We start from the raw sequence: 24,194 nt of genomic DNA on the forward strand, positions 1-24,194 counted from the left end.
TGCGTCCGCCCGCACCAAAATACCGAATGGAGGATACTATGACCAAATTCATCAATCCCGGACTTGCCAAGACCAGCCGCCGCAATGTTTTGCGCGGATCGGTTCTTGCCGGAGCGGCCGCGATGGCCGGGGCCAGTGCTGGTGCCGCTACACCGCGCGCACCTGCCAGGTTCGACAAGATCAACGCCGCATCCGCCAAGCTCTACAAGGCCGCTGGTGAGCAGACTGCAGAATCCGATGCCAAGCCTGCGGATCTGTCGGGCTATATCCGCGTGAAACAGGAACTGGTCGCCCCGCCCTTTGCGCCTGTGCATGAGCAGGTTGCAACAGGTGGTCCCAAGATTATCGAAATCACCATGGAAACCACCGAAAAGCTGATGGTGGTGGACGAGGACACAGGCGCCGAAGTCTGGGCGCTGACCTACAACGGTTCGGTCCCCGGCCCGCTGATCATCTGCCACGAAGGCGACATGGTGGAGCTGACCCTGCGCAACCCTGTGGACAGCGTGATGGAGCATAACATCGACTTTCACGCCTCGACCGGGGCGCTGGGCGGCGGAGGTCTGACCCACGTCTATCCGGGCGAGGAAACCGTGCTGCGCTGGAAAGCGACCAAGCCGGGCTGCTTTACCTATCACTGTGCCCCCGGTGGCGCGATGATTCCCTACCACGTCTGCCATGGCATGAACGGGGCCATCATGGTCCTGCCCCGCGATGGTCTGAAGGATCGGGACGGCAACTCGCTGCGCTATGACTCCATCGCCTATATCGGCGAGCAGGACTATTATTTGCCCAAGGACGAAAACGGCGATTACAAGACCTACGAGGCCGCCGGTGACGACTATGCAGACAGCATTGATGCGATGCGCACGCTGGTGCCGACCCATCAGGTCTTTAACGGTGCCGTCGGCGCGTTGATCGGCGAGAATGCCCTGAAGGCCAAAGTGGGTGAGACGGTTCTGATGGTGCACAATTCGTGCAATGTCGACAGCCGTCCGCACCTGATCGGCGGGCATGGCAACTATGTCTGGGAAACCTCGTTCACCGATCCGGCCCTGACCGGGGTCGAGACATGGTTCGTGCGCGGCGGATGTGCTGCGGCCGCGCTGTATACGTTCGAGCAGCCGGGGGTCTATGCCTACGTCAACCACAACCTGATCATCGGCGTTCTGCTGGGGGCGACTGCGCATTTCGTGGTCGACGGACAGTGGGACAACGAGTTGATGGAACAGGTCGTCGCCCCGCGTGAATTCGCAACCTGATCTGCAAAGGACACGCACATGACCGCCGCCACGCGTTTCACGAAATCCAAACTGGCCGCAACGGGCCTGATCGGTTTCGGCGTGGCGGCGGCCGCTATCTGGGTCGCGCTGTCCGGGCGCGGCCCTGACCGTTCCTACCTGCCGGACATGACGAACGCCCCCATCGTCCTGTCGGATGGCCGCGCGATCTATGTGCAGCGCTTTGAAGTCACGATTGCCGAATGGAACATCTGTGTCGCCGAAGGGGCGTGCGCCCTGCCCTTGCGCGCCCGTCCCGATCAGGATGCGACCATCACACCCGCAACCGGGCTCAGCTACGTAGACGTGCGCCAATATGTCGACTGGATCAATGACAAGACCGGCCAAAACTTCCGCCTGCCCACAGCCACGGAATGGGCCGAGATGGCAGCCCCGATATTGCCGGACGAACCTGATCCGATCTTTACCGATCCGGCGCTCAGCTGGGCGTCGACCTATCTGATCGAGGGCAACGCGACGCGTGCATTAAAGCCGCAAGGCAGCTTTTCCACGTCTCCGCACGGCGTTGCGGATCTGGACGGCAGCGTCTGGGAATGGACGCAGGACTGCTATGCAGGTTCGGCACAAAACACAGACCCGGCGCGTTGCCCTGCCTTTTTCGTCGGAGGAGAGCATATCGCGGCCATGTCCTATCTGGTGCGCGACCCTGCGCGGGGCGGCTGTGCGGTTGGCTCACCCCCTGCGCATCTCGGGATGCGATTGGTGTCTGACACGCCGCTTTGAGCGCTGTCAGGTGGGATTGAGCCGTCCCTGCCAGCGCCCGTAGAACAGCAACGACGCCGCAATGGCCACGCCCAGCAGGTCGGTGCGCCAATCGCCTGAAATCATGCAGACGGCCCCAACCAGCAGCGACACCCGTACAAACGGACCTGCCGGGCCGACCAGCCAGCCCTGCACTGCGCCTGCCAGCACGTAGACGCCGACAAGGGCTGTCACCAGATTGCGCGCGCTTTCGTACCACGGGGCCTCCATCAGCAGGCCGGGGCTGTAAAAGAACATGAACGGCACGATGAAGGCGGCCAGACCGACCTTGAAACTGGTGACAGAGGTGCGCATCGGTTCGGCCCCTGCAATCGCCGCGCCCGCATAAGCGGCAAGTGCCACGGGCGGAGTGATGGCCGAGACAACGGCGAAATAAAAGACAAAGAAGTGCGCAACCAGCGGGGCGATCCCGATCTCGATCAGACCCGGTGCGACGACGGATGCAGCAACGGCATAGGCGGCAGTGGTGGGCATCCCCATACCCAGAACCACCGTGATCATCATCGCAAAGACCAGCGCGAGGATCTTGCTTTGCTCGGCCAGATTGAACAGCAGACCGGAAAAGCGTGCGCCCACTCCGGTCAGTGAAATCACCCCGACAATCAGGCCCGCGCAGGCACACACGATGATGATCTGGATCGACATCTGTCCACCGTTGCCCAGGGCCTCGTAGATCTGACGTGGCCCCATGCGGTAAGGTGTCAGCCAACTGACCACCGCGGCAGCAGCAATGGCGAGGGTGCCGGCACGGATCACCGAATACCCCATGAACAGCGCACCGATCAGGATCAGGATGGGCAGAAAGAGGTAAGCCTGTCGCGCCAGATCGGCGAGCTTGGGCAACTCGTCCGAGCGCAGGCCGCGCATGCCCGTGCGGCTCGCCTCGAAATCGACCATGAAGTAGATCGAGGCAAAATAGAGGATCGCCGGGATCAGCGCTGCGATCACGATATCGGTGTAGGCGATGCCCGTGATCTCGGCCATGATAAAGGCCCCGGCGCCCATGATCGGCGGCATGATCTGCCCCCCGGTCGAGGCTGCAGCCTCAATCGCGCCTGCCGATTGGGGCCGGTAGCCCACCTTTTTCATCAGCGGAATGGTCAGCGAGCCGGTGGACACGACATTGCCAGCCGATGTGCCGTTGATCATGCCCATGAGGCCTGAGGCAAAGACCGACACCTTGGCCGGGCCACCCCGCGACCGCCCCGCCGCCGCAAAGGCGAAGTTGACAAAATAGTCGCCCACTTTGGACGTTTGCAGGAAGGCAGCAAAGACGATGAACAGGATGATATAGGTCGAGGACACCGCCGTTGTGGGTCCAAGAACCCCGTTGTCGGTGAAGATGTAGGTGAAAAAGCGTTTGGCGTCATAGCCTTTGTGCTCAAGAAATCCGGGCATCCAAGGGCCGAGGAAAGCATAGGCGATGAAGGTCGCGGCAATGATCACCAAGGCCAGTCCGGCGACCCGGCGCGTCAGCTCGGTGATCAGCACCACGATGGCAAAGGCGGCCCACGCGTTGTTTGGATCGGCAAAGGGTGTCCCGGCGCGCAGGCGCAGCGACAGCGTGTCGAGGCTGAACAGGACAAATCCGCAACTTGCGATCGTTGCGATGATCAGCGCGATGTCGGTCAGCGGGATCTGGCCCCGCCGCCCGCCTGATATCCAGCCCGTCAGCACGGCCAGAACCGTCCCGGCGGCAAGGCTCCATCCGAACACCGTAAGGGTCCAAGCAGGCGGTGCCGCCGTCCCCGGTTCGAAGGTCACGATAGCGGCGCCGAAAGATGCCAGCGCAATGGTCACGGACAGCAGGGACAAGCCACCCAACCATAGCGTCGCACGCGCAAGGCGCGGCTGCTCGGGGCGGTTCTTTTGCAACGACAGGGCGGCATCCATGCCAAAGCCCAGGATAAGCGCCCCGGCGATGTGCAGGATGCGGAATGTCCACGTTTCAAGCGGGGCGATGTTCAGAACGTAAAGGTGCCAGGCACTGTAAAGCGCGCAGCACAGAAACGCGATCCGCGTCAGATAACTCGTGTCAGCCGCGTCCGGAGCCGAAGACGTGGTCGGCCCACCCACGGTGTCCACTGTGCGCTGGTCGGTCATGATCGCGTCTCACTTGCCTTGGAAACGGAGTGCGCACCCCGATGGGACGTGGCACAATGGGGTGCGCGGTTTGTTTGGATCGACCTCTCGCGGTCTAGCCCTGCAACTCGGCAGGAATCTCAAATCCGTTTTCGCTGAACCAGCGCACCGCACCGGGGTGCCATGGCAGGAAAGTGTTCTTGTCAAAGTTCTCCGGCAGGGTTTCCATCGCCGCCTTGTGGATTTCCAGCATCTTTGGATTGTTCTCCATCACTGTGGCGACGACTTCGTAAACAAAACTTTCAGGCAGATCGGCGTGGGCAATAGCGAAATTCCACATCGCAACGCTCAGGTGGTCCTCTTCCAGCGACGGGTATGTTCCGGCGGGGATCGTGAATTCGGCCACGGGCTGTGCGTCGATGATCGCGGCCTGTTCTTCAGGCGTGAAGCCGAAATAGATCACGCTGGTTTGTGCATCGAGCTGGCTGAAGGCCGGATAGGGCAAACCAGCGGCCCATGTGTAAACGTCGATCAAACCGTCCTGAAGTTGCCCGGCCAGATCAGCCGCGCCGCCGTTGCGGAATTCGACATCCTTGCCCAACCCTTCGAGGATGCGGGGCCAGTATGTGCCTGGTGTCCCGCCTGCCGGGCCAACCCCGACTACAGCACCGTCCGGGATATCCGCAAAGCTTGTGATGCCCGAGCTTTCAAGGGTTATGGCGTGAAAGCCTGTCTGGTACATAGGGAAAATCGCGCGGATCTTGTCATGCTTCAAGCCCGGAGCGAGCGCGCTGTTGCCGTTGACCGCGTCAAATGCTGGGCCAAGCGTGACCATGCCCATGTCCAGATCGCCGGTCTGCACCAGTGCCGCATTCTGCACAGGGCCGCCGGTGACTTCGGTGCCGCCCGGAATACCAAGCGTTTCGGAGACAAGGCCCGTCCATCCCGCACCATAGACGAAATACGTGCCCCCCTGGCTGGCAGTTCCGACCGAAAAGCTGTTGGGCCAGTCGCTGCGGTCCTGTGCCAACGCCATCGTGGCGGACAGGCCGACAACAGCACTGGCGGCAAGTGTTTTGAGCGATTTGAGCGGATAGTCACGGATCATGGAAACCTCCTGTTTTGTGCGCTTTCTGACGGAACGCCGCGATCAACAAGAGGTGGTGCGAGGGGCGATTGGTTTCTCTAAAGGTTTTGATATGAATTTTCTATCAGTGCGTGAACATGCCAAAACGCATCCCGCGCGGCCCTCACCCGATGATGACAGGAAGTGGGCCTGATTGCAGGTTCTGGCGCACCGACTGGATGATCGCGTTGCTCAACCTCTCGAACATCACCGGGCTTGCGCCGTCACGCCACACCAGCCCGATGGACCGCATGATCTTGTTGCCCTTGAAGGGGACCATGGTGACGTTGCTGCGCCGACCCTCGATCTCCGAGCGGGCATAAAGGCGGGGCAGAAACGCCACCCCCATGCCCATCCCGACCATCTGGCGCAGCGCATCAAGGCTGGTGCCCTCATAATCGCGCGACAGCAAGGCGCCGTGCTGATGACAAATCGCCGTGATCTGTGAATGCAGCGTATAGGCGGGGCCAAGGGACAGGACATTGAGCCCGGCCAGATCGCTTTCCGATAGCGCGGCCTGCCCCGCAAGCGCGTGATCTGACGGCACGGCCAGCAGCAAGGGTTCACGGAACAGGCGGCGCGAGGTGAGGTTTGCACCGGCCTCGGGAAGTTGCGTCAGCATCAGGTCCAGATTGCCGCCCAGCAACTCGTCGCGCAGATCGCGCGGCGCGCTTTCCCGGATATACAGCCGCAGATCGGGATAGGTCGCGTGCAATTGCTCGACCACGTAAGGTAAGAGATAGGGGCCGATCGTGGGTGTGGTCCCTAGGCGAATTGTGCCCGCCAACCCGGTCTTGAGCGTTCCGGACAGATCCACAATCGCGCGCACCTCATCAACGGCGCGTTGCGCGCGGCTCAAAACCTCGCGCCCTTCCGGGGTCAGTGTGACAGGCCCACGCCCCCGTTCGAACAACCGCAGGCCCAGCAACTCTTCGAGGTTGCCGATCTGCAGACTCAGCGAGGGCTGGCTGATTCCGACCTTTTCCGCGGCTTTGCGAAAATGACGGGTTTCTGACAGCGCAATCAGATAGCGCAATTGCCGCAAGCTGGGAGAGGGGTGCATGTCACTGATCCGTTCATAGGGCATTCCTATCGAATGTTATCATCCGATTGTATTTATTGTGTGTCCGCCATCCTTTATTTTCAACCTATCGGAAGGGAAATTCAGGGAGAAACTGAAATGCTCGACACACGCCACGATGTCTCACCTCACCACAGTCATGCTCAGGATCATCGCGTTCCCGTCGTTCTCATTTCAGGGGACGGCATCGGCCCCGAAGTCGCCGATGCCGCCACATCCGTTCTGTCTGCGACCTTCAAAGGGTTCGAATGGATCGAGGCCGAAGCAGGCGCGGCACTGATGGAACGGGGCGTGGCCAGCGGAGTGCCCAAGGCCACGCTTGACGAGATCGAGCGCACGGGGCTGGTCCTCAAAGGACCCCTTGCCACACCCATCGGCCATGGTGGCAAAAGCGCGAATGTCACCTTGCGCAAACTGTACGAGTTGTATGGAAATGTACGCCCGATCAAACCAATGCCGGGCCTTGGCGGTCCGTTTGCGGATCGTGACATCAACTTTGTCGTTGTCCGCGAGAATGTCGAAGACCTGTATGCCGGCATTGAGCACATGCAGACGCCTGATGTCGCCCAATGCCTGAAACTGATCACGCGCAAAGGGTCTGAAAAGATCGCGCGCCTCGCCTTTGCGCTGGCCCGGGCCGAACACCGCACAAGCCTGTGTGCCGTCACCAAGGCCAACATCATGAAGCTGACCGAAGGGCTGTTCAAAGATGTGGTCGAGACAACAGCGCGGGAGTTTCCGGAGCTCGATCTGGATCACATGCTGGTCGACAACTGCGCACAGCAGATGGTCATGCGACCCGAACAATTCGAGGTGATCGTGACCACCAACATGAACGGCGACATCCTTAGCGATCTTGGCGCCGGTCTGATCGGCGGGCTGGGTCTGACGCCCAGTGCCAATGTCGGCGACGATGTCGCGATCTTTGAGGCGGTGCATGGCTCTGCCCCTGATATCGCGGGCAGGAACGTGGCCAACCCGACCGCACTGATCCGTTCGGGCATCATGATGCTGCGCCATATCGGCGAGGGCGGGGCTGCGCAGCGCCTCGAACGTGCACTGGAGGATGTGTATCGCGCGGGCACCGCGCTGACGCCAGATGTAGCGTACGACGGGATCGGCGTGTCCACCGACGCCTTCCGTGACGCGGTTCTTGAGGCGCTGGAGCGCGTGCCGGAAACGGGCGGAACTGCGCGCGAGAAACCCGGCTTTGGTGCCGTGACGCGCCCTGTGAAACGCGCCAGACCGCGCCAACGGGTGTTTGATGGTGCTGATGTCTTTGTCGAATGGCACGGCGATGCGGCCCATCTGGCCAAAGTCATCCAGACCGTGTTGATCGACACGCCGTTCAGCCTGTCAATGATTTCGAACCGCGGAACGCTGGTGTGGCCGACCATCGTGGGCTGCCCGGACACCGTAGAACACTGGCGCTGTCGCCTGCTGGTGTCGCCCGACGCCATGTCCGCGGAAAAGCACTTGCCGGACGTGCTGGCCAAGCTGCCCGACAGCGTGCGCTGGATGCATGTTGAAAAGCTTGAAACCTGCGACGGCGGGCCCGGATATTCCATGGCCCAAGGCCAATCCTGCCCCCAGCCCAAACGAAGGAGACCCTGACAATGCCAAATCGCAAAACACCATCCCCCAAAAGCCTCAGAACCCGCCAGGAGGCGCTGGCCGAGATCAAATCACGCCTCGAAACCCGCATCCATGACGAACATCGCAGACCCCTGCCCGACATCTCGCGCCTCAGCCACCTCAAGCGTCTGAAATTGCGTACCAAGGACGAGATTTCATCCATCCAGGCCCTGATGCGCGCGCTGGATCGCTGTCAGCGACACCTCGCAAGCTAGGCGCAGCGGCCTGTTCTGTCTGGGAGTGGAATGGGCCGAAAATTTGGAACACCGCAGGGCAAGGACAGCGCAGACCTGTCTTTCCTGCGCAGGAGGAACTTGATGGACCAAATCATGGTCGCAACCGACCTGTCTGACCGCTCAGAACAGGCGGTGCAGCGCGCCGTTGCGCTTGCAAGCGCTTTTGGGGCCAGGTTGGCGGTGCACTCGGTGATCGACAGCGCCTTGCCGAACGACATCGCCAAAGACGTTCAGGCAAAGGCCGAAAAAGCCATCGAGGCACAGGTGTCGCGCTTTCGAAAGAGCGGTGATCTCAACTGCGAGATCGTTGTCGAGATCGGTGATGCCGTCGAGGCCATCAGCCAGCATGCCCGCCAGTCCGGTGCGGATCTATTGGTTCTGGGGGTCCATCGCCATCGCGCCTTCCTTGACCAGATGCGGGAAACGACAATGGAACGGCTCATGCGGATGTGCCATTTGCCCGTCCTTTTGGTGAAAGGCCCGGCGGACGATCCCTATGGGCACGTTCTGTGCGGGCTCGATTTCTCGCGGGCCTGCGCCTCGGCTATCGGGAAGACGCGCAAAATCGCGCCCGATGCCCGTCTGTCCCTGTTTCACGCTTACGAGACGTCGTTCCTTGAGGAATCCAAACTGGAATTCGACACGTGGCGGGCCGTGCACGGTTTGCGCAGCGACCTGCCCGAGCCGACCTATTTCGAAGGCAGCGCGGCGGACGCCATAGACACGATCATGATAGAGCAGAACATCGACCTGCTGGCGATCGGCAGGCATACTCGCACCAGTCTGGGTCAGCTTTTTCTGGGCAGTGTCACCGCGGGCCTGATCCGCAGACCGCCATGCGATATTCTGGTGACGAAGGGGTAAGGCGCTCGGACCAAGAAGCCTGATAAACGGGGTATCTGCATCTTGTCATCAGACCGTTGACCCCTCTCATCCCCCATTTTCCCGCGATTGCTGCAGTTCGGCCCAACGCGCGACATAGTTTGGCCCTGAACCCCGAATATTGGTTAACGCCTGATATTCTGCGTTCCCTGCCGACTCTGCGTCGCACGGGGTGCGCTGCTGCAACAAAGGAAGACACACTTGTTTTCGAAACTGAACAAAGCACTGGTTCTGGCGACCGCTTTGACCCTCACGGCGGCTGCCGCGCAGGCTGTGACTGTGCAAGCCGTGGCCTATGGCAGGGCCGACCTTGACGCACTTGCGCGGATCGCGAACCCAACGGCGACGTCCACAAGCCTGCGCTCACGCGCCCGTGCGGGTGTATACGAGGGTGTGACACGCAACTTGCGCCGGACCTATCGCACACCATGGCGCGCAGCCTCGCGCCCGGTCCGCCGCTCTGCGACGTTCACGGCAGTGCGGGCTGCGACGGCTCGCTACGAATTCGGTGCGGATCAGGCCGGTCTGTCCCTGTTGTGGGGCAGCACGGGACGGCGCGACCGCTTGTCCCTGTTCAACGACGGCGTGCTGGTGACCCGGATCATTCCGGGTGTCGCCAACCCGGGGTCTGAAACCGTGCCCCGTGGCGGCGGTGGCACATATTTCGTCACTGTGTCGGATGTGCTGTTTGACGAAATCCGCATTTCGAACAACCGTGGTGCCTTTGAATTTGCGAACTTGCAGGTTGTGCCCGCCGTGCCCCTGCCCGCAGGTGGCGTGCTGTTGCTTACAGCACTTGGCGGCATTGCCCTGATGCGGCGCAAAAGGGCCTAAGAACTGCGATCCGCCTCGATCAGCTTTTTGTAGGCGGCGCGCAGGCGCAGGAACACCGGGCCTGCTTTGCCACCGCCAATCTCGCGTCCGTCAATCTCGAACACCGGGGTCTGTGCCCCGAATGTGCCGGTCAGGAACGCCTCGTCCGCGCTGTAAGTGTCGACCAGCGAATAGTTGCGTTCGAACACCGCAATGCCTTCGGCGCGGCACAGGTCGATCACCTTCTGGCGCGTGATCCCGTTCATGCAGTAATCCCCCGTCGAGGTCCAAACCGCGCCCTTTTTGACAACAAAGAAGTTGCACGCGTTGGTCGTATTCACAAATCCGAACGGGTCCAGCATCAACGCCTCGTCCGCCCCGGCCCGGATCGCGTGGTTGAGCGCGATGATACAGTTCAGCTTGGAATGCGAATTCAGCTTTGCGTCCTGCGTCAGCGGCAGGCCGCGATGGTGCGGCACCGTGTGCAGCCGAATGCCGCGCGTGATCACGCTTTCGTCCGGTTTGGAGTGTTCGGCGATGATCACAACGGTCGAACCGAACAGGCTGAGATGCGGATGCTGGAATGGTTTGGACTTGCGCCCGCGCGTGACCATCAGCCGGATATGGACGTCCGTGTGCATTTCGTTGGCCTGCAGCGTGTCCCGAACTGCCTGTTTCAAGGCGGCGCGGTCCATCCCAATGTCGATTTCGGTGTAGGCGGACGCCTCGAACAACCGGTCCAGATGGGCGTCGAAAAAGGCGATATGCCCGTCATACAGGCGCAGCCCTTCCCAGATCCCGTCCCCCAGCATGAAGCCGGAATCATAGACCGACACCACTGCCTCGGCGCGCGGCACGATCTGTCCGTCCACATAGATCAGGATGTTGTCGTTGCGCGTGTCCGCAGCAGCATCGTGGGTGGAAACATGGGTGTCCTGCATATGCGGCTCTCCTCGGGGGTTTGGCGCATGAAGGCGCTCCGCCCCCCACCCGTCAAGGACAAAGGCTGGCGCCCGGCCCGAGGCCCTGACATGTTCGCGTCATGACTGACGAAATCACATTGTCCTCTGACGCTCTGACCGCGCGTTTTTCTGCACATGGGGCACGGCTTGAGATGCTGCGCCTCGTCGATGGGCCGTCGCTGGTCCTGCATGCGGATGCGGCGGACCACCCCACATGGCGCAGCGTTTATCCTGGGGCGATTGTCGGGCCAGTTGCCAATCGCGTGACCGGTGGCCGCGTTCGTCTGGGCGGGCACATCTATCAGATGCCGTGCAATGAAAACAGTATCACGGCCTTGCACAGTGGCCCAAATGGCCTCGACCAGCGGGTGTGGGAGGTGAAAGGCCAAACGCAGAATGCCTTGCACCTGCAATTGACGCTTGCGGACGGGGATGGCGGGCTGCCCGGGAACCGGACCATTGACGTGCGCTATGTGCTTGACGGAGCAACGCTGTCCCTGACGATTGCTGCCGACACTGACGCGCCGACCCCGATCAACATCGCTCACCACCCCTATTGGCGTTTGGGCGATGCATCTGCCCATCTGCTGCAAGTCGACGCCACGCACTACCTGCCCGTCGATGCGCGCAATGTCCCAACCGGAGAGATCGCGGCGGTCGCAGGCACGGTATTCGATCACACCAGCCCGAAACCGCTTGATCCGGATATCGATCACAATTTCTGCGTGAGGCGGAATCGCCGTGAAAATCCACGGCACGTGGCGACCCTGACGGGTGCGGATGGTCTGGCGGTGGATATCGAAAGCACCGAACCGGGCTTGCAGGTCTATGCCGGGGCCTACCTGCCGACACTTGCCGGGACGGACATAACACCGCTGGCGGGTGTCGCAATGGAACCGCAAGGCTGGCCCGATGCGGTGAACCACGACGCCTTTCCAAGTATCCTGTGCGCACCCGACACACCATACAGGCAGATCACCCGCTATCGTATCCGGCGCGCCACATAATGACCCAATCGCTGCCCTGCCCTCGGCAAGACTGTCTGCTTGAATGATCGGGCCGTCGCTTTTGGCGGTGATCATCAAAAGGCCAAGGATATGCCAGCCCCGCCCCGCACACCACCACCTGCCCCGCAGCCAACGAAAAAGCCGAAACCACAGCCGATCATCACGGATTACGCGAGCCTCTGACGGGTGACAGACGGGCCCTGCCGCACTAATATCGCGCCATGGGTACACCCGTTTCCACGATCCGCAATTTAGGTCCCGCGATGGATGCGGCCTGCGCCAAGGCCGGAATCCCCGACGCAGAAACCCTGCGCGCCCTTGGGCCCGATGCGGCCTATGCCCGCCTTTTGCAATCGGGCACGAACCCGCACTTCATCGGCTATTACGTGTTGGTCATGGGCCTGCAGGGCCGCCCCTGGAACGATTGCAAGGGGGAAGAGAAAAAGGCCCTCCGCGTTCGTTTCGATGCGATCAAGGCCGAAAGTTTTGACACCGGACGTTCGGAATTCGAACGCACACTGAACGAGATCGGAGTCATTGCACGCACCAGCGGGTAACACTATCTCGGACTCACGCCGCTTTGGACCGGAGGGATATCGTGAAACTGCTTTTGATCATTATAGCACTGATCCTGCCCCCGGTGGCCGTCGCCATATTGCTGGGTTTTGGCAAGCAGTTCTGGCTGAACGTCCTTCTGACCCTGCTGTTTTTCCTTCCCGGCACAGTCCACGCAATCTGGATCGTTTCGGTCCACGCACACCGCCGGGCCGCACGCTAGGTACGGAAACCCAGACAAAAAAACGGCGCACCGATCAGGATGCGCTGTCTCTTTTCCGTCAGATCAAGTGGGTGGCTTAACCCACCAGCTCCAGACCCGAGAAGAAATATGCGATTTCGACAGCCGCCGTTTCAGGTGCGTCCGATCCGTGGACCGAGTTTTCGCCAACGCTTTCGGCAAATTCGGCGCGGATCGTGCCGGGGGCTGCATCTGCGGGGTTGGTGGCGCCCATCACTTCGCGGTTTTTGGCAATGGCACCTTCGCCTTCAAGAACCTGGCACACGATCGGGGCGGATGCCATGAACTCGCACAACTCGTCATAGAACGGGCGTTCGGCGTGGACGGCATAGAACTCACCAGCTTGTGCCTTGGTCAGGTGAATTCGTTTTTGCGCAACGATGCGCAGGCCAGCCTCTTCGAACTTGGCGTTGATCGCACCGGTCAGGTTGCGGCGGGTTGCATCGGGTTTGATGATGGAAAAGGTGCGCTCAAGGGCCATGGGTTTACTCCGGTCAGCTGCGCCCGGGACCGTCCCGCGCGCGAAATTCATCGGCCCACTATCATGGGGTTTTGACGTTGGAAAGCCCTGTCAGTCATGCTCCCATGCGCGTGCGACCAGTGCAGCCAACAAGGCCACACCCGAGACGACCAGCATCAGCAAAAGCAGCGCCTGCGGGGTGGTTGATGTGCTCAGAACGGCTGTAGCCGCCCAACTGAGGGCTGCGCCAAGCCCAAGCGCCACAGCCCCGTTGATCCCAGCCGCGCTGCCCGCCAGATCCGGGCGCACCGACAGGGCTCCGGCGCTGGCATTGGCCGTGGACAGACCGTTCCCGATGCCGACCGTGACCGTGCCAAGAAACAGCGGCAGCACATTTCCGCCCCCCGACAGGAAGTAGACCAACGCAGTCCCCAACCCAATCATGGGCAAGACACGCCCCACCACGATCAACATTTGCGCCCCCACACGCCGCACCAACCGCGCCGACAGCCCGGCCCCGACCACAAAGCCACCGGTGGTCGAGCCAAGCGCGATGCCGATCTGTGCCGGGCCAAGGCCGAACACGTCTGCCGCGACGAAAGGCGCGCCGGTCAGAAACACAAAAAACGCACCCACGCCAAACGCGTGGATGCAGACATAGGCCCAAAAGAGCCGCGCACGCAGCAGGCCTGCAATGGGCAGGCGCTGCGCGGGTTGCGTGGCGTGCGTCTCGCCCACATCGCGCAGACACCACAGCAGCAACCCCGCCCCAAGGACACTGTAGGTCACAAAGACAGACCGCCAGCCAAAGGCGCTGTCCAGCAGGCCTCCGATCATGGGGGCAAGCATCGGGGCCACCGCCATGGCCGAGGCGATAAAGGACAGCTTGGCCGCCGCCTCGCGCCGCTCATAAAGGTCGCGCACAATGGCAGAGCTCAGAATGCTGCCCCCCACGGCAACGGCCTGACAGGTGCGCCCGATCAGGAACAGCGTGGCGTTCTGCGCCAGCAGGCACACCAAGGAGGCACCGACGTAAAAGGCCAGCACCCCAAGGACCACGGGGCGCCGCCCGATCCGGTCCGAAAGCGCCCCCAGCACCAGCAGCAGGAAGGCCGCGGCCAGCATATAAAGCGAGATAGCGCGTCCCATCACCACCTCGGACACGCCAAAGTCCGCGCGCATGGACGGCAGCGCTGGAAGAAACATGTTCATCGTCAGAACAGACATCGCCGTCATCAAAACAAGCGTGAACAGATGAGGGGGCGATTTGGTCATCATGCGGGGCTAGCACGCACCGCACCCCTCTGCTAGAGCGCGGGCATGTTGCGCATTTCCGATATCTCCTACGCCGTCGCTGGCCGCCCGTTGTTCGAGGCGGCAAGTGCTGTCATCCCCGAGGGCCACAAGGTCGGCCTTGTCGGGCGCAATGGCACGGGCAAAACCACGCTGTTCCGCCTGATCCGGGGCGAACTGGCGCTTGAGGGCGGCGATATCTCACTCCCGTCCGGCGCGCGCATCGGTGGTGTGGCCCAAGAGGTGCCCGCCTCCGCCACCTCCCTGCTCGACACCGTTCTGGCCGCGGACACGGAACGCGCCGAATTGCTGGCCGACACCAGCGAAGACCCCACGCGCATTGCCGAAATCCAGACGCGCCTGACCGACATCGACGCGTGGAGTGCGGAGGCGCGCGCGGCCACGATCCTCAAGGGCCTCGGCTTTGATGACGCAGAACAACTCATGCCCTGTTCCGATTTCTCGGGCGGTTGGCGGATGCGTGTGGCACTTGCGGCCGTGCTGTTTGCGCAGCCTGACCTTCTGCTGCTGGACGAACCTACCAACTATCTCGACCTCGAAGGGGCGTTGTGGCTGGAAAGCTACCTCGCCAAATACCCCCACACCGTGGTGATCATCAGCCACGACCGGGGTCTCTTGAACCGGGCCGTGGGCGCGATCCTGCATCTCGAAGACCGCAAACTGACCTACTATTCCGGCCCCTACGATCAGTTTGCGCGCCAACGCGCTGAACGGCTGGCCAATGCCGCTGCGATGGCCAAGAAACAGGACGCCCGCCGCGCGCATCTGCAATCTTACGTGGATCGCTTCCGCTACAAGGCCGACAAGGCGCGCCAGGCCCAATCGCGGCTCAAGGCGCTGTCCAAGATGACGCCGATCACCACCCCGCAAGAGGCCGGCCTCAAACGCTTCGACTTCCCCAATCCCGAAGAATTGTCGCCCCCCATCATCCATCTGGACGGGGCCAGCACGGGTTATGGCGAGACAACCGTACTCTCCAAACTGAACCTGCGCATCGATCAGGACGACCGCATCGCGCTTTTGGGCAAGAACGGTATGGGCAAATCCACCCTGTCCAAATTCCTGTCCGACCGTCTGCCCGCCTTGTCCGGCAAATTCACCAAATCGAGCAAGTTGCGCATCGGCTACTTCGCCCAACATCAGGTGGACGAGTTGTTCATCGACGAGACCCCGCTGGACCACTTGCGCCGCGAGCGCCCCAAGGAAGGGCCGGCACGCTGGCGCGCACGGCTCTCTGGTTTCGGCCTCATGGCGGATCAGGCTGAAACTGTCGTGGGCAAGCTGTCAGGGGGCAAAAGGCGCGCCTGTCGCTGCTGCTTGCCACGCTCGATGCCCCGCACATGCTGATCCTGGATGAGCCGACAAACCACCTCGACATCGAATCCCGCGAAGCACTCGTTGAGGCCCTCACCGCCTATACCGGCGCTGTGATCCTCGTCAGCCACGACATGCACCTGCTCGAACTGGTGGCCGACCGGCTCTGGCTGGTCTCCAACGGCACCGTGAAACCGTACGAGGATGATCTTGAGGCCTATCGTAAGATGCTGCTGGCTGACGGCAAACCCGCCAAACCCGCGCCAGACAAACCCAAACCCAAGCGCCCGGGCCGCGACGCCATCCTCACCCTGAAATCCGAAGCCCGCAAATCCGAAGCGCGGGTGGAAAAGCTGAACGAAATGCGCGACAAGCTGGCCAAGAAACTGGCCGACCCGCAGCTATACGAAGATGCCAAGGTCGGTGAAATGGAAGTCTGGCAAAAGAAATACGCCGAGGTGATGGAGGCGCTGGAACGCGCCGAAACGCTGTGGATGAAAGACCTCGAAAAACTCGAAACGGCGCAGTCCGCCTGACCCTTTTCTTCACCGGAAATACCACTGGCTTTTGGGCAGAGCTCCAATAACACATGTCATGCGCCGTCAGGCGCTCCTTTGGAAAACAGCAATGATCGACACGGCATTCCTTATCACTGCGTTTGTGACCATGTTCGTGGTGATCGATCCCATTGGTCTGGCGCCCCTGTTTGTGGCCCTGACCCAAGGGGTGCCCGAATTCCAGCGCCGCCGCATCGCTTTTCGCGCCTGCGCCATCGGCATGGCGATCCTGATCGCGTTCGCGCTTTTTGGCGAGGCGGTGCTGGGCTTCATTGGCATTTCCATGCCCGCGTTCCGGGTCGCGGGCGGCATCCTGTTGTTCCTGACCGCGCTCGACATGCTGTTCGAGCGGCGCACCAAGCGCCGTGAAGACCAAACCGAGGAAGATCACAACGACCCGTCCGTCTTCCCCCTCGCCATTCCGCTGATCGCAGGGCCCGGTGCGATCGCATCCGTGATCCTGCTGACCGGTCAGAAACCGGGGGTCGAGGGGCTTGCCCTCGTGCTGGCCATCACCGCACTGGTGCTGGGCCTTTGCATGATCCTGTTTCTGGCCTCCAACCTGCTGGAACGCGCCCTTGGCAAGACGGGGATCACGGTGGTGACCCGCCTGCTGGGGATGCTGCTGGCCGCGCTTTCAGTCCAGTTCGTGCTTGAAGGTCTCAGCAATTTCGCCCCACTTACTGGCTGACATGGCGCGCGCGGACCCTATATTGAACCCATGAGCAGCGACAACATTGCACAACTGGTGTATCTCGGTGCCCTCGCCCTCGTGTTGGGTGGGGCCTTCCTTCTGACGTCCAAACTCAAGCTCAGCCAGACCCTGCAAATGGCCGCCATCTGGGCGCTGATCTTTGTCGGGGCAATTGCGGTAGTAGGGTTGTGGGGTGACATTCAGGATGACCTTTATCCCACGCAGGCCCGTTTTGATGACACCGGTACTATCACCATCCCGCGCAGCCGCGATGGCCATTATTACCTGACCCTCGACATCAACGGCGCGCCCATCGACTTTATCGTCGATACCGGTGCCACTGATATAGTGCTCAACCAGGCGGATGCGGCACTTGCCGGGCTTGACCCGGAAAACCTTGTCTTTCTGGGCCGCGCCGCAACGGCAAATGGCGAAGTGCGCACAGCTTCCGTCCGGCTGGACACCGTGGAAATCGGGCCGCATACGGACACGAATGTGCCTGCTGTCGTGAATGACGGAGAGTTGTGGCAATCCCTGCTCGGCATGGGATATCTGCAGAACTGGGGCCGGATCGAGATTGTCGGCAACGAAATGCGCCTCAGCCGCTAGGTGTGGTGGGCAATCTGCCCACCATGGCTCAAGTCTGCGCCTTCATCTCCCACTTACCGCTTTCTTCCGACCAGTATTGCGCAGAGGCCCCCGCCTCCTTCAGTGCCTTCCACTGGCCGCGCGCCACGGTAAGCGCGTCGGCGTCATTGCCGTCAAACAGCACGCAGACCCGTTTCAGCTCAGCCACTTCCTCGGCGCTCACCACGGCCCCATCCACGCTCATCACGCAAACTGCACCGTTGTCCGCCGCACCCGTCGTCAGCAAGACGGGCTGGTCCGCATCCTGATCCCCGCCAGCCAGACCATGGGGCAAAAACCCGTCTTCGGCCCCTAGCCACAGCCGTTCGTCCAGCCATGCGAGGCGTGCGCCATCTGTGCCACGTACCGCCACGCGCCATCCAGCACCCAATGCCTTGCCGAGCAGCATCGCCAGCGTCTCTTCCAGTGGACGTCGGGTGAGGTGGTAGAAATAGGCAACGCCCATTCACTAGCCCTCGTAACTATCTGCAACCAAACGATTAAGCGCCATCACACCCCAGCCCGTTGCGCCTGCGGGGGCGAGGGATGTCGCGGATTTGACCGACGCAACCCCGGCGATGTCCAAGTGAATCCAGGGCATATCTTCCTTGACGAACCGCTTGAGGAACTGCGCCGCTGTGACAGACCCCGCAGCCCGCCCACCGATGTTCTTCATATCCGCAATCCGGCTTTTCAGCAGGTCGTCATAGGCTTGGCCCAAAGGCATCCGCCACGCACCTTCGCCTTCGGCCTCGGCCGCCTTGAGGAAAGACTTGCAGAACGCATCGTCATTGGAAAAGACACCCGCATTCTCGTGCCCCAGCCCGATGATGATCGCGCCCGTCAGGGTCGCCAGATCAATCATGCCTGCAGGTTTGAACCGCTCTTGCGCGTACCACATCACATCGCACAGGACGAGGCGGCCTTCGGCGTCAGTGTTGATCACCTCGACCGTGTCCCCCTTCATCGAGGTGATGACGTCGCCGGGGCGCACCGCGTTGCCCGATGGCATATTTTCCACCAACCCGACAAGGCCGACGACATTGGCCTTGGCCTTGCGCAGCGCCAACGCGCGCATGGTGCCCGCCACGACCCCGGCACCTCCCATGTCCATCGTCATGTCCTCCATGCCCGCGCCGGGTTTGAGGCTGATCCCGCCGGTGTCAAACACCACACCCTTGCCAACCAGCGCGAGCGGGCGGCATCCTTTTTGCCGCCTTTCCAGTGCATCACGACGACCTTGCTGGGGCTGTCAGATCCCTGCCCGACGCACAGCAGCGTGCGCATGCCCAGCTTTTCCAACTCGGCCTCTTCCAGCACTTCGACCTCAAGGCCCAGCGATTTCATCTCGACCAGACGGTCGGCAAATTCGGTGGTGGTCAGCACGTTGGCCGGTTCATTGGTCAGATCGCGGGTCATGAATGCACCTTCGGCAATCGCCATGAGCGGGGTAGCATCGGCACTGGCATCATCGGGGTTGGCACACATCACCGTGACGCTGGTGTCGTGCACTTCCGCGTCGCTTTTGTGAGCGGAAAACTCATAATCCCGCATCACCAGACCAAATCCGATCTCGGCCACGCGGCGCACACCGTCTGCGGCCAGCAGCATCGCCTTGCCCTTACGCAACTTTGCCAGCGTCGCGCCTGCCTTGCGCGCCTCGGCCACGGACGGATTGCGCGGCAGACACAGGATGTCCAGCGCCTCTGCCTTCATGCCAACGGGCCATGCGAATGTTGTGACCTGCCCCATCTTGACCTTTTCGTACCCTTCGGAGGCGACAAAGCGCGCAATCGCACCCTTGGTCAGCCGATTGGCGCGCCGCGCGGCCTGCCCCATCTTGCCATCCGGTGCCACGATAACGGCAACGCGCCCGGTCTGATCCGCAATGGCATCAAGGTCAGTTTCGACAAAGGAAAGAGGCGTGAGGGCAGTCATGGCGTGCTCCGAAGGTTCGATTTGTGCACAGAGGTAACGCGCAAGGGGCGGCCTGACCAGCACACAAACATGCGATTAAGAGTTTTCCCGGCCAGCGCCATACGGTAGCTTGCGGGCAAAGCGCATATGCGCACAACAAGAACAGGCACCATTCCGGAGGGCTCCTTGGTCAGATTTGACCGATATATGCTGTCGCAACTGATGTGGCTGTTTGGCTTCTTCGCCCTGGTTCTGGTGGCCGTGTTCTGGATCAACCGGGCCGTTCGGCTGTTTGACCGGCTGATCGGGGATGGCCAGACGGCGCTGGTGTTCCTTGAGTTTTCCGCGCTTGGCCTGCCCCGCTTGATTGCCACCGTGCTGCCAATTGCGACCTTTGCGGCTGCGATCTATGTCACCAATCGGCTCAACAATGAAAGTGAGCTGACAGTGATGATGTCGACGGGGTCATCGCCGTGGCGCATGGCGCGGCCCGTGGCCGTCTTTGGCCTGATCTCGGCGCTCATGATGTCGCTGCTGTTGCATCTGCTGGTCCCCATCGCCACCGAGCAACTGGATGAACGCGAAGTCGAGATTTCCCAGAACATCACGTCCCGTTTGCTGACCGAAGGCGAATTCCTGAGCCCCGCACCGGGGGTCACCTTTTACAGCCGCACCGTCGGCCAGGACGGCGTGCTGCACGATGTGTTCCTGTCGGACCGGCGCGGCACGGAAGAGCGGATGATCTACACGGCCGCCGAGGCCTATCTTGTGCGCAACGGTGAGGGCACGTCGCTGATCATGGTCGACGGATTGGCCCAACGTCTCACAAATGACAGCCTGAGCCTTTCAACCGCCAAGTTTCGCGACTTTTCCTTTGATATCACCACGCTGATCAGGACAGACCCGCAAATTTCGACCCGGATCGTGCATATGACCAGCGATCAGTTGCTAACCGACTGGGCCGGAATCGCAGAACGCCTGAACACCAGCGAAGGGGCCGTGGCCGAAGAGTTGCATGGCCGCTTTGCACGCGCTGCCTTTTGCCTTGTCACCGCCCTGATCGGTTTTGCCACCTTGCTGGTGGGCGGGTATTCCCGCTTTGGCGTGCGACGCGAGATCGTGATCGCCTTTCTGGTGCTCATAGCACTGGATGGCATGCGCGGCAGCCTGTCGGGGCCGGTGCTGGCAAATGCCGGTCTGTGGCCGATTATGTATACCCCAGCGGTCCTGGGCGGCGTGATCGTGTGTGGGCTGTTATGGCGCGCTTCGGGCGGTCGGGTGTTCCGGCGCAGATTGCGAGGGGCGACATGATCCTACACCTCTACTTCGCGCGCCGCTTCGCACTTTCCTTGCTGGTGATCACTGCCGTGTTGACAGCGCTGGTCTTGCTGGTGGACCTCATCGATCAGACCCGGAAATTCTCCGAATTCGAAGTCGGACTGGCGAAACTGGTCGGTCTGTCCCTGCTGAATGTGCCCGAGACGCTGAACCAGATCCTGCCGCTGATCATGATCCTTGGCACGGTCAGCCTGTTTCTGGCACTGGCCCGGTCGTCTGAACTGGTGGTCACGCGGGCCGCGGGCCGCTCGGCAATGCGTGCCCTTGCGGCACCGATCTTTGTCGCCGTGATTGTCGGTGTGTTTGCCACAACAACCCTTGGACCCATCGTGGCGGCGACATCGAAACGCTATGCCACTTTGGCTGACGGATACAGGTCGGGGGGGATATCGGCGCTGTCGGTTTCCGAAGACGGGTTGTGGCTGCGTCAGGGTGGGTCATCCGGGCAGACAGTGATCCGCGCGGCCCGCTCGAACGCGGATGCCTCGGTGCTGTATGATGTGACCTTTGTCGCCTATGCGCGCGATGGTGGCCCGGCGCGGCGGATCGAGGCGGGCAGCGCCGCACTTCAGGACGGCGCATGGTCACTGCGGCAGGCCAAGGTCTGGACACTGGCCACGGGTATCAACCCCGAAGCCAATGCAGTCGTGCACGACATGCTGCGCGTCGAATCCACCCTTACGCTGGATCGCATACGCGAGACTCTTGGCACCCCCACGGGTGTGTCGATCTGGGATATGAACGAGTTCATCGCCCAACTGGAACAGGCCGGATTTTCGGCCCGCAAACACGAAGTGTGGTTGCAGTCACAACTGGCGCGCCCCCTGTTTCTGGTGGCCATGGTTCTTGTTGCCGCAGCGTTCACGATGCGCCATACCCGATTTGGGGGAACTGGCACGGCAGTGCTGGCAGCGGTGTTGTTGGGGTTCAGTTTGTATTTCATTCGCAGTTTCGCGCAAATCCTCGGTGAAAACGGGCAGATACCCGTACTCTTATCCGCGTGGGCTGCGCCATTGGCGGCGGTGCTCTTGGGCCTTGGCCTGCTGCTACGGACTGAAGATGGGTAGCGTGCACCATCTCTTAGGGCGCTGGATCAGCCTGTTTGCCCTGATCCTTTCCCTGTGCTGCACGGCGGCGCAGGCCCGGGACATTCCCCCAATGCCCCTGCGGTGCTGGTGGCCGATGACATCCAGATCACGCAGGACCGTCGCCTGATCGCGACAGGCAATGTCGAGGCGTTTCAGGGCCAGACACGGCTGACGGCACAAGCGATTACCTATGATCCGGACACAGGCAGCCTGACATTGACGGGCCCGATCACACTCGATGACGGCGACGGTGTCAGAATTCTGGCCGATCAGGCCGAGCTGAGCCGCGACATGCAAAACGGTTTGCTACTGGGCGCGCGTCTGGTGCTGAACGAACAGTTGCAACTGGCGGCGGTGCAGTTGAACCGCGTGAACGGGCGCTACACGCAGCTTTACAAGACTGTTGTGACGTCGTGCACGATCTGTGCTGACGATCCGCGCCCGCCACTCTGGCAGATCCGCGCCAAACGCGTGGTGCACGATCAGGCAGCCCAACAGCTTTACTTTGACGAGGCGCAGCTGCGCATCCGCAATGTGCCGATCCTGTACCTGCCCCGTCTGCGACTGCCCGACCCGACGCAAAAGCGCGCAACCGGCTTCCTGATCCCTGAAATACGCTCGGATCTGCGCCTTGGGACCGGCATCAAGGTGCCCTATTTCATCCGGTTGAACGAGCGGCGGGACCTGACCCTGACGCCCTACCTGTCCAACAACACCCGCACGCTCGAATTCCGCTATCGCGAAGCGTTCCGGCGCGGGCGGATCGCCATCGAGGGCGCGGTCTCGGATGACGATCTGCAACCCGATGACAGCCGGGGATACCTGTTTGCAGCCGGGCGCTTTGATCTCAATCGCGATTTCCGGCTGCAATTCGATATCGAGGCCGTATCGGACGACGCGTATCTCGCCGATTATGACTACTTTGGCCGCGACCGGCTCGACAGCCAGATCCAGATCAGCCGGGCGCGCCGCGACGAATTCATCCGCCTGTCCTACATCAACTTCAAATCCCTGCGCGACGATGAAGACGACGATGTGTTGCCCTCGGACGTGGTCGAGGCACTTTACGAGCGGCGTTTCTTCCCACGCGCCTTCGGCGGTGAAATCCGGCTGTCGAGTGAAGCACACGCGCATCAACGGACCTCAAACCTCGACTTTGACGCCAATATGGACGGCGTCGTGGATGGCCGGGACGTGCTGCGTTTCAATGTGGAGGCCGAATGGCTGCGGACCTTCCAGTTGGGTGGATTGCAGGCGCAGACTCGTCTGGGGATTGTCGGTGGCGCCTATCAGATCACCGATGATGCGACATCGCCCGACAATGACAGCGAACTGTCGCCCACAGCGGCCCTTGTCCTGCGCTACCCGCTGGTCAAACGCGGCGCGGGCAAGACGCGTCATGTGCTTGAACCCATCGTGCAACTGGCCTGGATCGGCGGTGACGGGCTGAGTGTGCCGAACGAGGAAAGCACGCGGGTGGAGTTTGACGAGGGGAACCTGCTCAGCCTGTCCCGTTTCCCTTCCCTTGACCGGCGTGAACGTGGCTGGTCGGCGGCCATTGGCGCGACGTGGTCCCGCATCGATCCGGACGGCTGGTCATTCAGCGTCACAGGCGCGCAGATTTTGCGGCAGGATGCGCAGCCCGACTTGCCGGTCAGCTCCGGTCTGTCCGGCACCAATTCCGATTTCCTGCTGGCGGGGCAAATGCGCCTTGCCGGTGGGCTGGCGGTGTCGGGGCGCACCCTTTTTGACGAGCGCTTTGACGTGACCAAGGCCGAGTTGCGCGGCGACTGGAGCAACAACCGACTGGATGTGGGCGGCAGCTACATCTGGATCGACGAGGACCCCGCCATCGACCAATTCGCACCTATTGGCGAAATCACCTTTGACGGGGCCTACCGGATCGACCGATTCTGGACGGCCAGCCTGGATATGCGCTACGACATCGAAGAAGGACGGGCAGCAACCGCGGCCGCGGGGCTCACTTACGAAAACGAATGTGTGCGTGTCGGTGTATCGGTCAATCGCAGCTTTGCGGACTCGACAACTATTGAGCCCTCCACCAGTCTGGGGTTAACAGTGTCCTTGCGCGGGTTTTCGGCCAATACGGGCGAGCGCATCGAGGTACGATCATGCGGAAAGCAGGCGAAATGAGCAGTAAGACACGAGCAAGATCAATCGCGCGGACATGCGCAGCGGCAG

The 24,194-nt window shown here is 61.5% G+C and carries 21 protein-coding genes and 2 pseudogenes; 15 read left to right on the plus strand and 8 right to left on the minus strand.

Annotated elements, in window-relative coordinates; translation table 11 throughout:
• The first annotated feature begins 38 nt into the window (after window positions 1–38).
• Both nirK and ACERZ8_RS15890 read left to right on the plus strand, forming a co-directional pair.
• Complete coding sequence (gene nirK, locus ACERZ8_RS15885; RefSeq protein ID WP_407593125.1) at window positions 39–1,262, plus strand: copper-containing nitrite reductase; 1,224 nt, start codon at window positions 39–41, stop codon at window positions 1,260–1,262.
• Window positions 1,263–1,280: 18 nt separating this feature from the next.
• Window positions 1,281–2,024 (plus strand): formylglycine-generating enzyme family protein, encoded by a 744-nt coding sequence (locus tag ACERZ8_RS15890; RefSeq protein WP_407593126.1) that lies wholly within the window; start codon window positions 1,281–1,283, stop codon window positions 2,022–2,024.
• Between the two features lie 6 nt (window positions 2,025–2,030).
• Here ACERZ8_RS15890 and ACERZ8_RS15895 read toward each other — a convergent pair whose 3' ends face one another.
• The 3 genes from ACERZ8_RS15895 to ACERZ8_RS15905 form a co-directional block, all read right to left on the minus strand.
• A complete protein-coding gene (locus ACERZ8_RS15895) occupies window positions 2,031–4,166 on the minus strand; it encodes a TRAP transporter permease (RefSeq protein WP_407593127.1) in 2,136 nt (711 codons plus the stop codon).
• A 94-nt stretch (window positions 4,167–4,260) separates the two neighbouring features.
• Window positions 4,261–5,253: a TAXI family TRAP transporter solute-binding subunit gene (locus ACERZ8_RS15900; protein WP_407593128.1), complete on the minus strand. Its 993-nt coding sequence runs from the start codon at window positions 5,251–5,253 to the stop codon at window positions 4,261–4,263.
• Between the two features lie 142 nt (window positions 5,254–5,395).
• Complete coding sequence (locus ACERZ8_RS15905; protein WP_407593129.1) at window positions 5,396–6,334, minus strand: hydrogen peroxide-inducible genes activator; 939 nt, start codon at window positions 6,332–6,334, stop codon at window positions 5,396–5,398.
• Between the two features lie 117 nt (window positions 6,335–6,451).
• Here ACERZ8_RS15905 and ACERZ8_RS15910 point away from each other — a divergent pair, with 117 nt between their 5' ends.
• The 4 genes from ACERZ8_RS15910 to ACERZ8_RS15925 all read left to right on the plus strand — a co-directional run bounded on the left by ACERZ8_RS15910 (window position 6,452) and on the right by ACERZ8_RS15925 (window position 9,939).
• Window positions 6,452–7,966 carry an isocitrate/isopropylmalate family dehydrogenase gene (locus ACERZ8_RS15910; RefSeq protein WP_407593130.1) on the plus strand — a complete coding sequence of 505 codons (1,515 nt, stop codon included), beginning with the start codon at window positions 6,452–6,454 and terminating at the stop codon, window positions 7,964–7,966.
• A 2-nt stretch (window positions 7,967–7,968) separates the two neighbouring features.
• Window positions 7,969–8,202, plus strand: coding sequence for a DUF465 domain-containing protein (locus ACERZ8_RS15915; RefSeq protein WP_407593131.1), 234 nt, complete (start codon window positions 7,969–7,971; stop codon window positions 8,200–8,202).
• Window positions 8,203–8,304: 102 nt separating this feature from the next.
• The gene (locus ACERZ8_RS15920) at window positions 8,305–9,087 is read left to right on the plus strand and encodes a universal stress protein (RefSeq protein ID WP_407593132.1); all 783 of its coding nucleotides are present in this window, start codon (window positions 8,305–8,307) and stop codon (window positions 9,085–9,087) included.
• 219 nt (window positions 9,088–9,306) lie between these two features.
• Entirely contained in the window at window positions 9,307–9,939 is a 633-nt protein-coding gene (locus ACERZ8_RS15925) for a VPLPA-CTERM sorting domain-containing protein (protein WP_407593133.1), read from the plus strand.
• Here ACERZ8_RS15925 and ACERZ8_RS15930 read toward each other — a convergent pair.
• The gene (locus ACERZ8_RS15930) at window positions 9,936–10,859 is read right to left on the minus strand and encodes an aminotransferase class IV (RefSeq protein ID WP_407593134.1); all 924 of its coding nucleotides are present in this window, start codon (window positions 10,857–10,859) and stop codon (window positions 9,936–9,938) included. The two genes, ACERZ8_RS15925 and ACERZ8_RS15930, sit on opposite strands and share 4 nt — an antisense overlap.
• Window positions 10,860–10,960: 101 nt before the next feature.
• Between ACERZ8_RS15930 and ACERZ8_RS15935 the strand changes: the two genes are divergently transcribed.
• From ACERZ8_RS15935 to ACERZ8_RS15945, 3 genes are all read left to right on the plus strand, one after another.
• Window positions 10,961–11,887, plus strand: coding sequence for an aldose epimerase family protein (locus tag ACERZ8_RS15935; RefSeq protein ID WP_407593135.1), 927 nt, complete (start codon window positions 10,961–10,963; stop codon window positions 11,885–11,887).
• A 221-nt stretch (window positions 11,888–12,108) separates the two neighbouring features.
• Window positions 12,109–12,444, plus strand: a complete 336-nt coding sequence (locus tag ACERZ8_RS15940; protein WP_407593136.1) for a TfoX/Sxy family protein — start codon at window positions 12,109–12,111, stop codon at window positions 12,442–12,444.
• Between the two features lie 41 nt (window positions 12,445–12,485).
• A complete protein-coding gene (locus ACERZ8_RS15945) occupies window positions 12,486–12,665 on the plus strand; it encodes a YqaE/Pmp3 family membrane protein (protein ID WP_407593137.1) in 180 nt (59 codons plus the stop codon).
• A 76-nt stretch (window positions 12,666–12,741) separates the two neighbouring features.
• On the opposite strand, the gene ndk is transcribed toward ACERZ8_RS15945, so the two are convergent.
• Both ndk and ACERZ8_RS15955 read right to left on the minus strand, forming a co-directional pair.
• Window positions 12,742–13,164 (minus strand): nucleoside-diphosphate kinase, encoded by a 423-nt coding sequence (gene ndk / locus ACERZ8_RS15950; protein ID WP_407593138.1) that lies wholly within the window; start codon window positions 13,162–13,164, stop codon window positions 12,742–12,744.
• Window positions 13,165–13,254: 90 nt separating this feature from the next.
• A complete protein-coding gene (locus ACERZ8_RS15955; protein WP_407593139.1) occupies window positions 13,255–14,421 on the minus strand; it encodes a Bcr/CflA family efflux MFS transporter in 1,167 nt (388 codons plus the stop codon).
• Window positions 14,422–14,463: 42 nt separating this feature from the next.
• Between ACERZ8_RS15955 and ACERZ8_RS15960 the strand changes: the two are divergent.
• From ACERZ8_RS15960 to ACERZ8_RS15970, 3 genes and pseudogenes are all read left to right on the plus strand, one after another.
• Window positions 14,464–16,307, plus strand: a pseudogene (locus ACERZ8_RS15960) (ABC-F family ATP-binding cassette domain-containing protein).
• Between the two features lie 91 nt (window positions 16,308–16,398).
• Complete coding sequence (locus tag ACERZ8_RS15965; RefSeq protein WP_407593140.1) at window positions 16,399–17,019, plus strand: MarC family protein; 621 nt, start codon at window positions 16,399–16,401, stop codon at window positions 17,017–17,019.
• A 30-nt stretch (window positions 17,020–17,049) separates the two neighbouring features.
• Window positions 17,050–17,631 (plus strand): retropepsin-like aspartic protease family protein, encoded by a 582-nt coding sequence (locus tag ACERZ8_RS15970; protein WP_407593141.1) that lies wholly within the window; start codon window positions 17,050–17,052, stop codon window positions 17,629–17,631.
• A gap of 28 nt (window positions 17,632–17,659) precedes the next feature.
• Here the strand turns inward: ACERZ8_RS15970 and ACERZ8_RS15975 are convergent, their stop codons facing one another.
• Window positions 17,660–18,115: a DNA polymerase III subunit chi gene (locus tag ACERZ8_RS15975; RefSeq protein WP_407593142.1), complete on the minus strand. Its 456-nt coding sequence runs from the start codon at window positions 18,113–18,115 to the stop codon at window positions 17,660–17,662.
• Between the two features lie 3 nt (window positions 18,116–18,118).
• A pseudogene (locus tag ACERZ8_RS15980) lies at window positions 18,119–19,587 on the minus strand (leucyl aminopeptidase).
• Between the two features lie 165 nt (window positions 19,588–19,752).
• Between ACERZ8_RS15980 and lptF the strand changes: the two are divergent.
• The 3 genes from lptF to ACERZ8_RS15995 are packed head-to-tail and all read left to right on the plus strand — an operon-like array spanning window position 19,753 to window position 24,146.
• Complete coding sequence (gene lptF, locus ACERZ8_RS15985; protein WP_407593143.1) at window positions 19,753–20,877, plus strand: LPS export ABC transporter permease LptF; 1,125 nt, start codon at window positions 19,753–19,755, stop codon at window positions 20,875–20,877.
• Window positions 20,874–21,971, plus strand: coding sequence for an LPS export ABC transporter permease LptG (lptG, locus tag ACERZ8_RS15990; protein ID WP_407593144.1), 1,098 nt, complete (start codon window positions 20,874–20,876; stop codon window positions 21,969–21,971). The genes lptF and lptG overlap by 4 nt, the downstream gene beginning before the upstream one ends.
• A 54-nt stretch (window positions 21,972–22,025) precedes the next feature.
• A complete protein-coding gene (locus ACERZ8_RS15995) occupies window positions 22,026–24,146 on the plus strand; it encodes an LPS-assembly protein LptD (protein WP_407593145.1) in 2,121 nt (706 codons plus the stop codon).
• The last annotated feature ends 48 nt before the right edge of the window (window positions 24,147–24,194 follow it).

It is taken from the genome of Tateyamaria armeniaca, assembly GCF_045797845.1.
In the GTDB taxonomy this organism is placed as follows: domain Bacteria; phylum Pseudomonadota; class Alphaproteobacteria; order Rhodobacterales; family Rhodobacteraceae; genus Tateyamaria; species Tateyamaria armeniaca.

What these genes read in the sequence shown, in the direction of transcription:
- nirK (WP_407593125.1), top strand. Translation starts at nt 39, where the DNA reads ATGACCAAATTCATCAATCCCGGACTTGCCAAGACCAGCCGCCGCAAT.
- ACERZ8_RS15890 (WP_407593126.1), top strand. Translation starts at nt 1,281, where the DNA reads ATGACCGCCGCCACGCGTTTCACGAAATCCAAACTGGCCGCAACGGGC.
- ACERZ8_RS15895 (WP_407593127.1), bottom strand. Translation starts at nt 4,166, where the DNA reads ATGACCGACCAGCGCACAGTGGACACCGTGGGTGGGCCGACCACGTCT.
- ACERZ8_RS15900 (WP_407593128.1), bottom strand. Translation starts at nt 5,253, where the DNA reads ATGATCCGTGACTATCCGCTCAAATCGCTCAAAACACTTGCCGCCAGT.
- ACERZ8_RS15905 (WP_407593129.1), bottom strand. Translation starts at nt 6,334, where the DNA reads ATGCACCCCTCTCCCAGCTTGCGGCAATTGCGCTATCTGATTGCGCTG.
- ACERZ8_RS15910 (WP_407593130.1), top strand. Translation starts at nt 6,452, where the DNA reads ATGCTCGACACACGCCACGATGTCTCACCTCACCACAGTCATGCTCAG.
- ACERZ8_RS15915 (WP_407593131.1), top strand. Translation starts at nt 7,969, where the DNA reads ATGCCAAATCGCAAAACACCATCCCCCAAAAGCCTCAGAACCCGCCAG.
- ACERZ8_RS15920 (WP_407593132.1), top strand. Translation starts at nt 8,305, where the DNA reads ATGGACCAAATCATGGTCGCAACCGACCTGTCTGACCGCTCAGAACAG.
- ACERZ8_RS15930 (WP_407593134.1), bottom strand. Translation starts at nt 10,859, where the DNA reads ATGCAGGACACCCATGTTTCCACCCACGATGCTGCTGCGGACACGCGC.
- ACERZ8_RS15935 (WP_407593135.1), top strand. Translation starts at nt 10,961, where the DNA reads ATGACTGACGAAATCACATTGTCCTCTGACGCTCTGACCGCGCGTTTT.
- ACERZ8_RS15940 (WP_407593136.1), top strand. Translation starts at nt 12,109, where the DNA reads ATGGGTACACCCGTTTCCACGATCCGCAATTTAGGTCCCGCGATGGAT.
- ndk (WP_407593138.1), bottom strand. Translation starts at nt 13,164, where the DNA reads ATGGCCCTTGAGCGCACCTTTTCCATCATCAAACCCGATGCAACCCGC.
- ACERZ8_RS15955 (WP_407593139.1), bottom strand. Translation starts at nt 14,421, where the DNA reads ATGATGACCAAATCGCCCCCTCATCTGTTCACGCTTGTTTTGATGACG.
- ACERZ8_RS15965 (WP_407593140.1), top strand. Translation starts at nt 16,399, where the DNA reads ATGATCGACACGGCATTCCTTATCACTGCGTTTGTGACCATGTTCGTG.
- ACERZ8_RS15970 (WP_407593141.1), top strand. Translation starts at nt 17,050, where the DNA reads ATGAGCAGCGACAACATTGCACAACTGGTGTATCTCGGTGCCCTCGCC.
- ACERZ8_RS15975 (WP_407593142.1), bottom strand. Translation starts at nt 18,115, where the DNA reads ATGGGCGTTGCCTATTTCTACCACCTCACCCGACGTCCACTGGAAGAG.
- lptG (WP_407593144.1), top strand. Translation starts at nt 20,874, where the DNA reads ATGATCCTACACCTCTACTTCGCGCGCCGCTTCGCACTTTCCTTGCTG.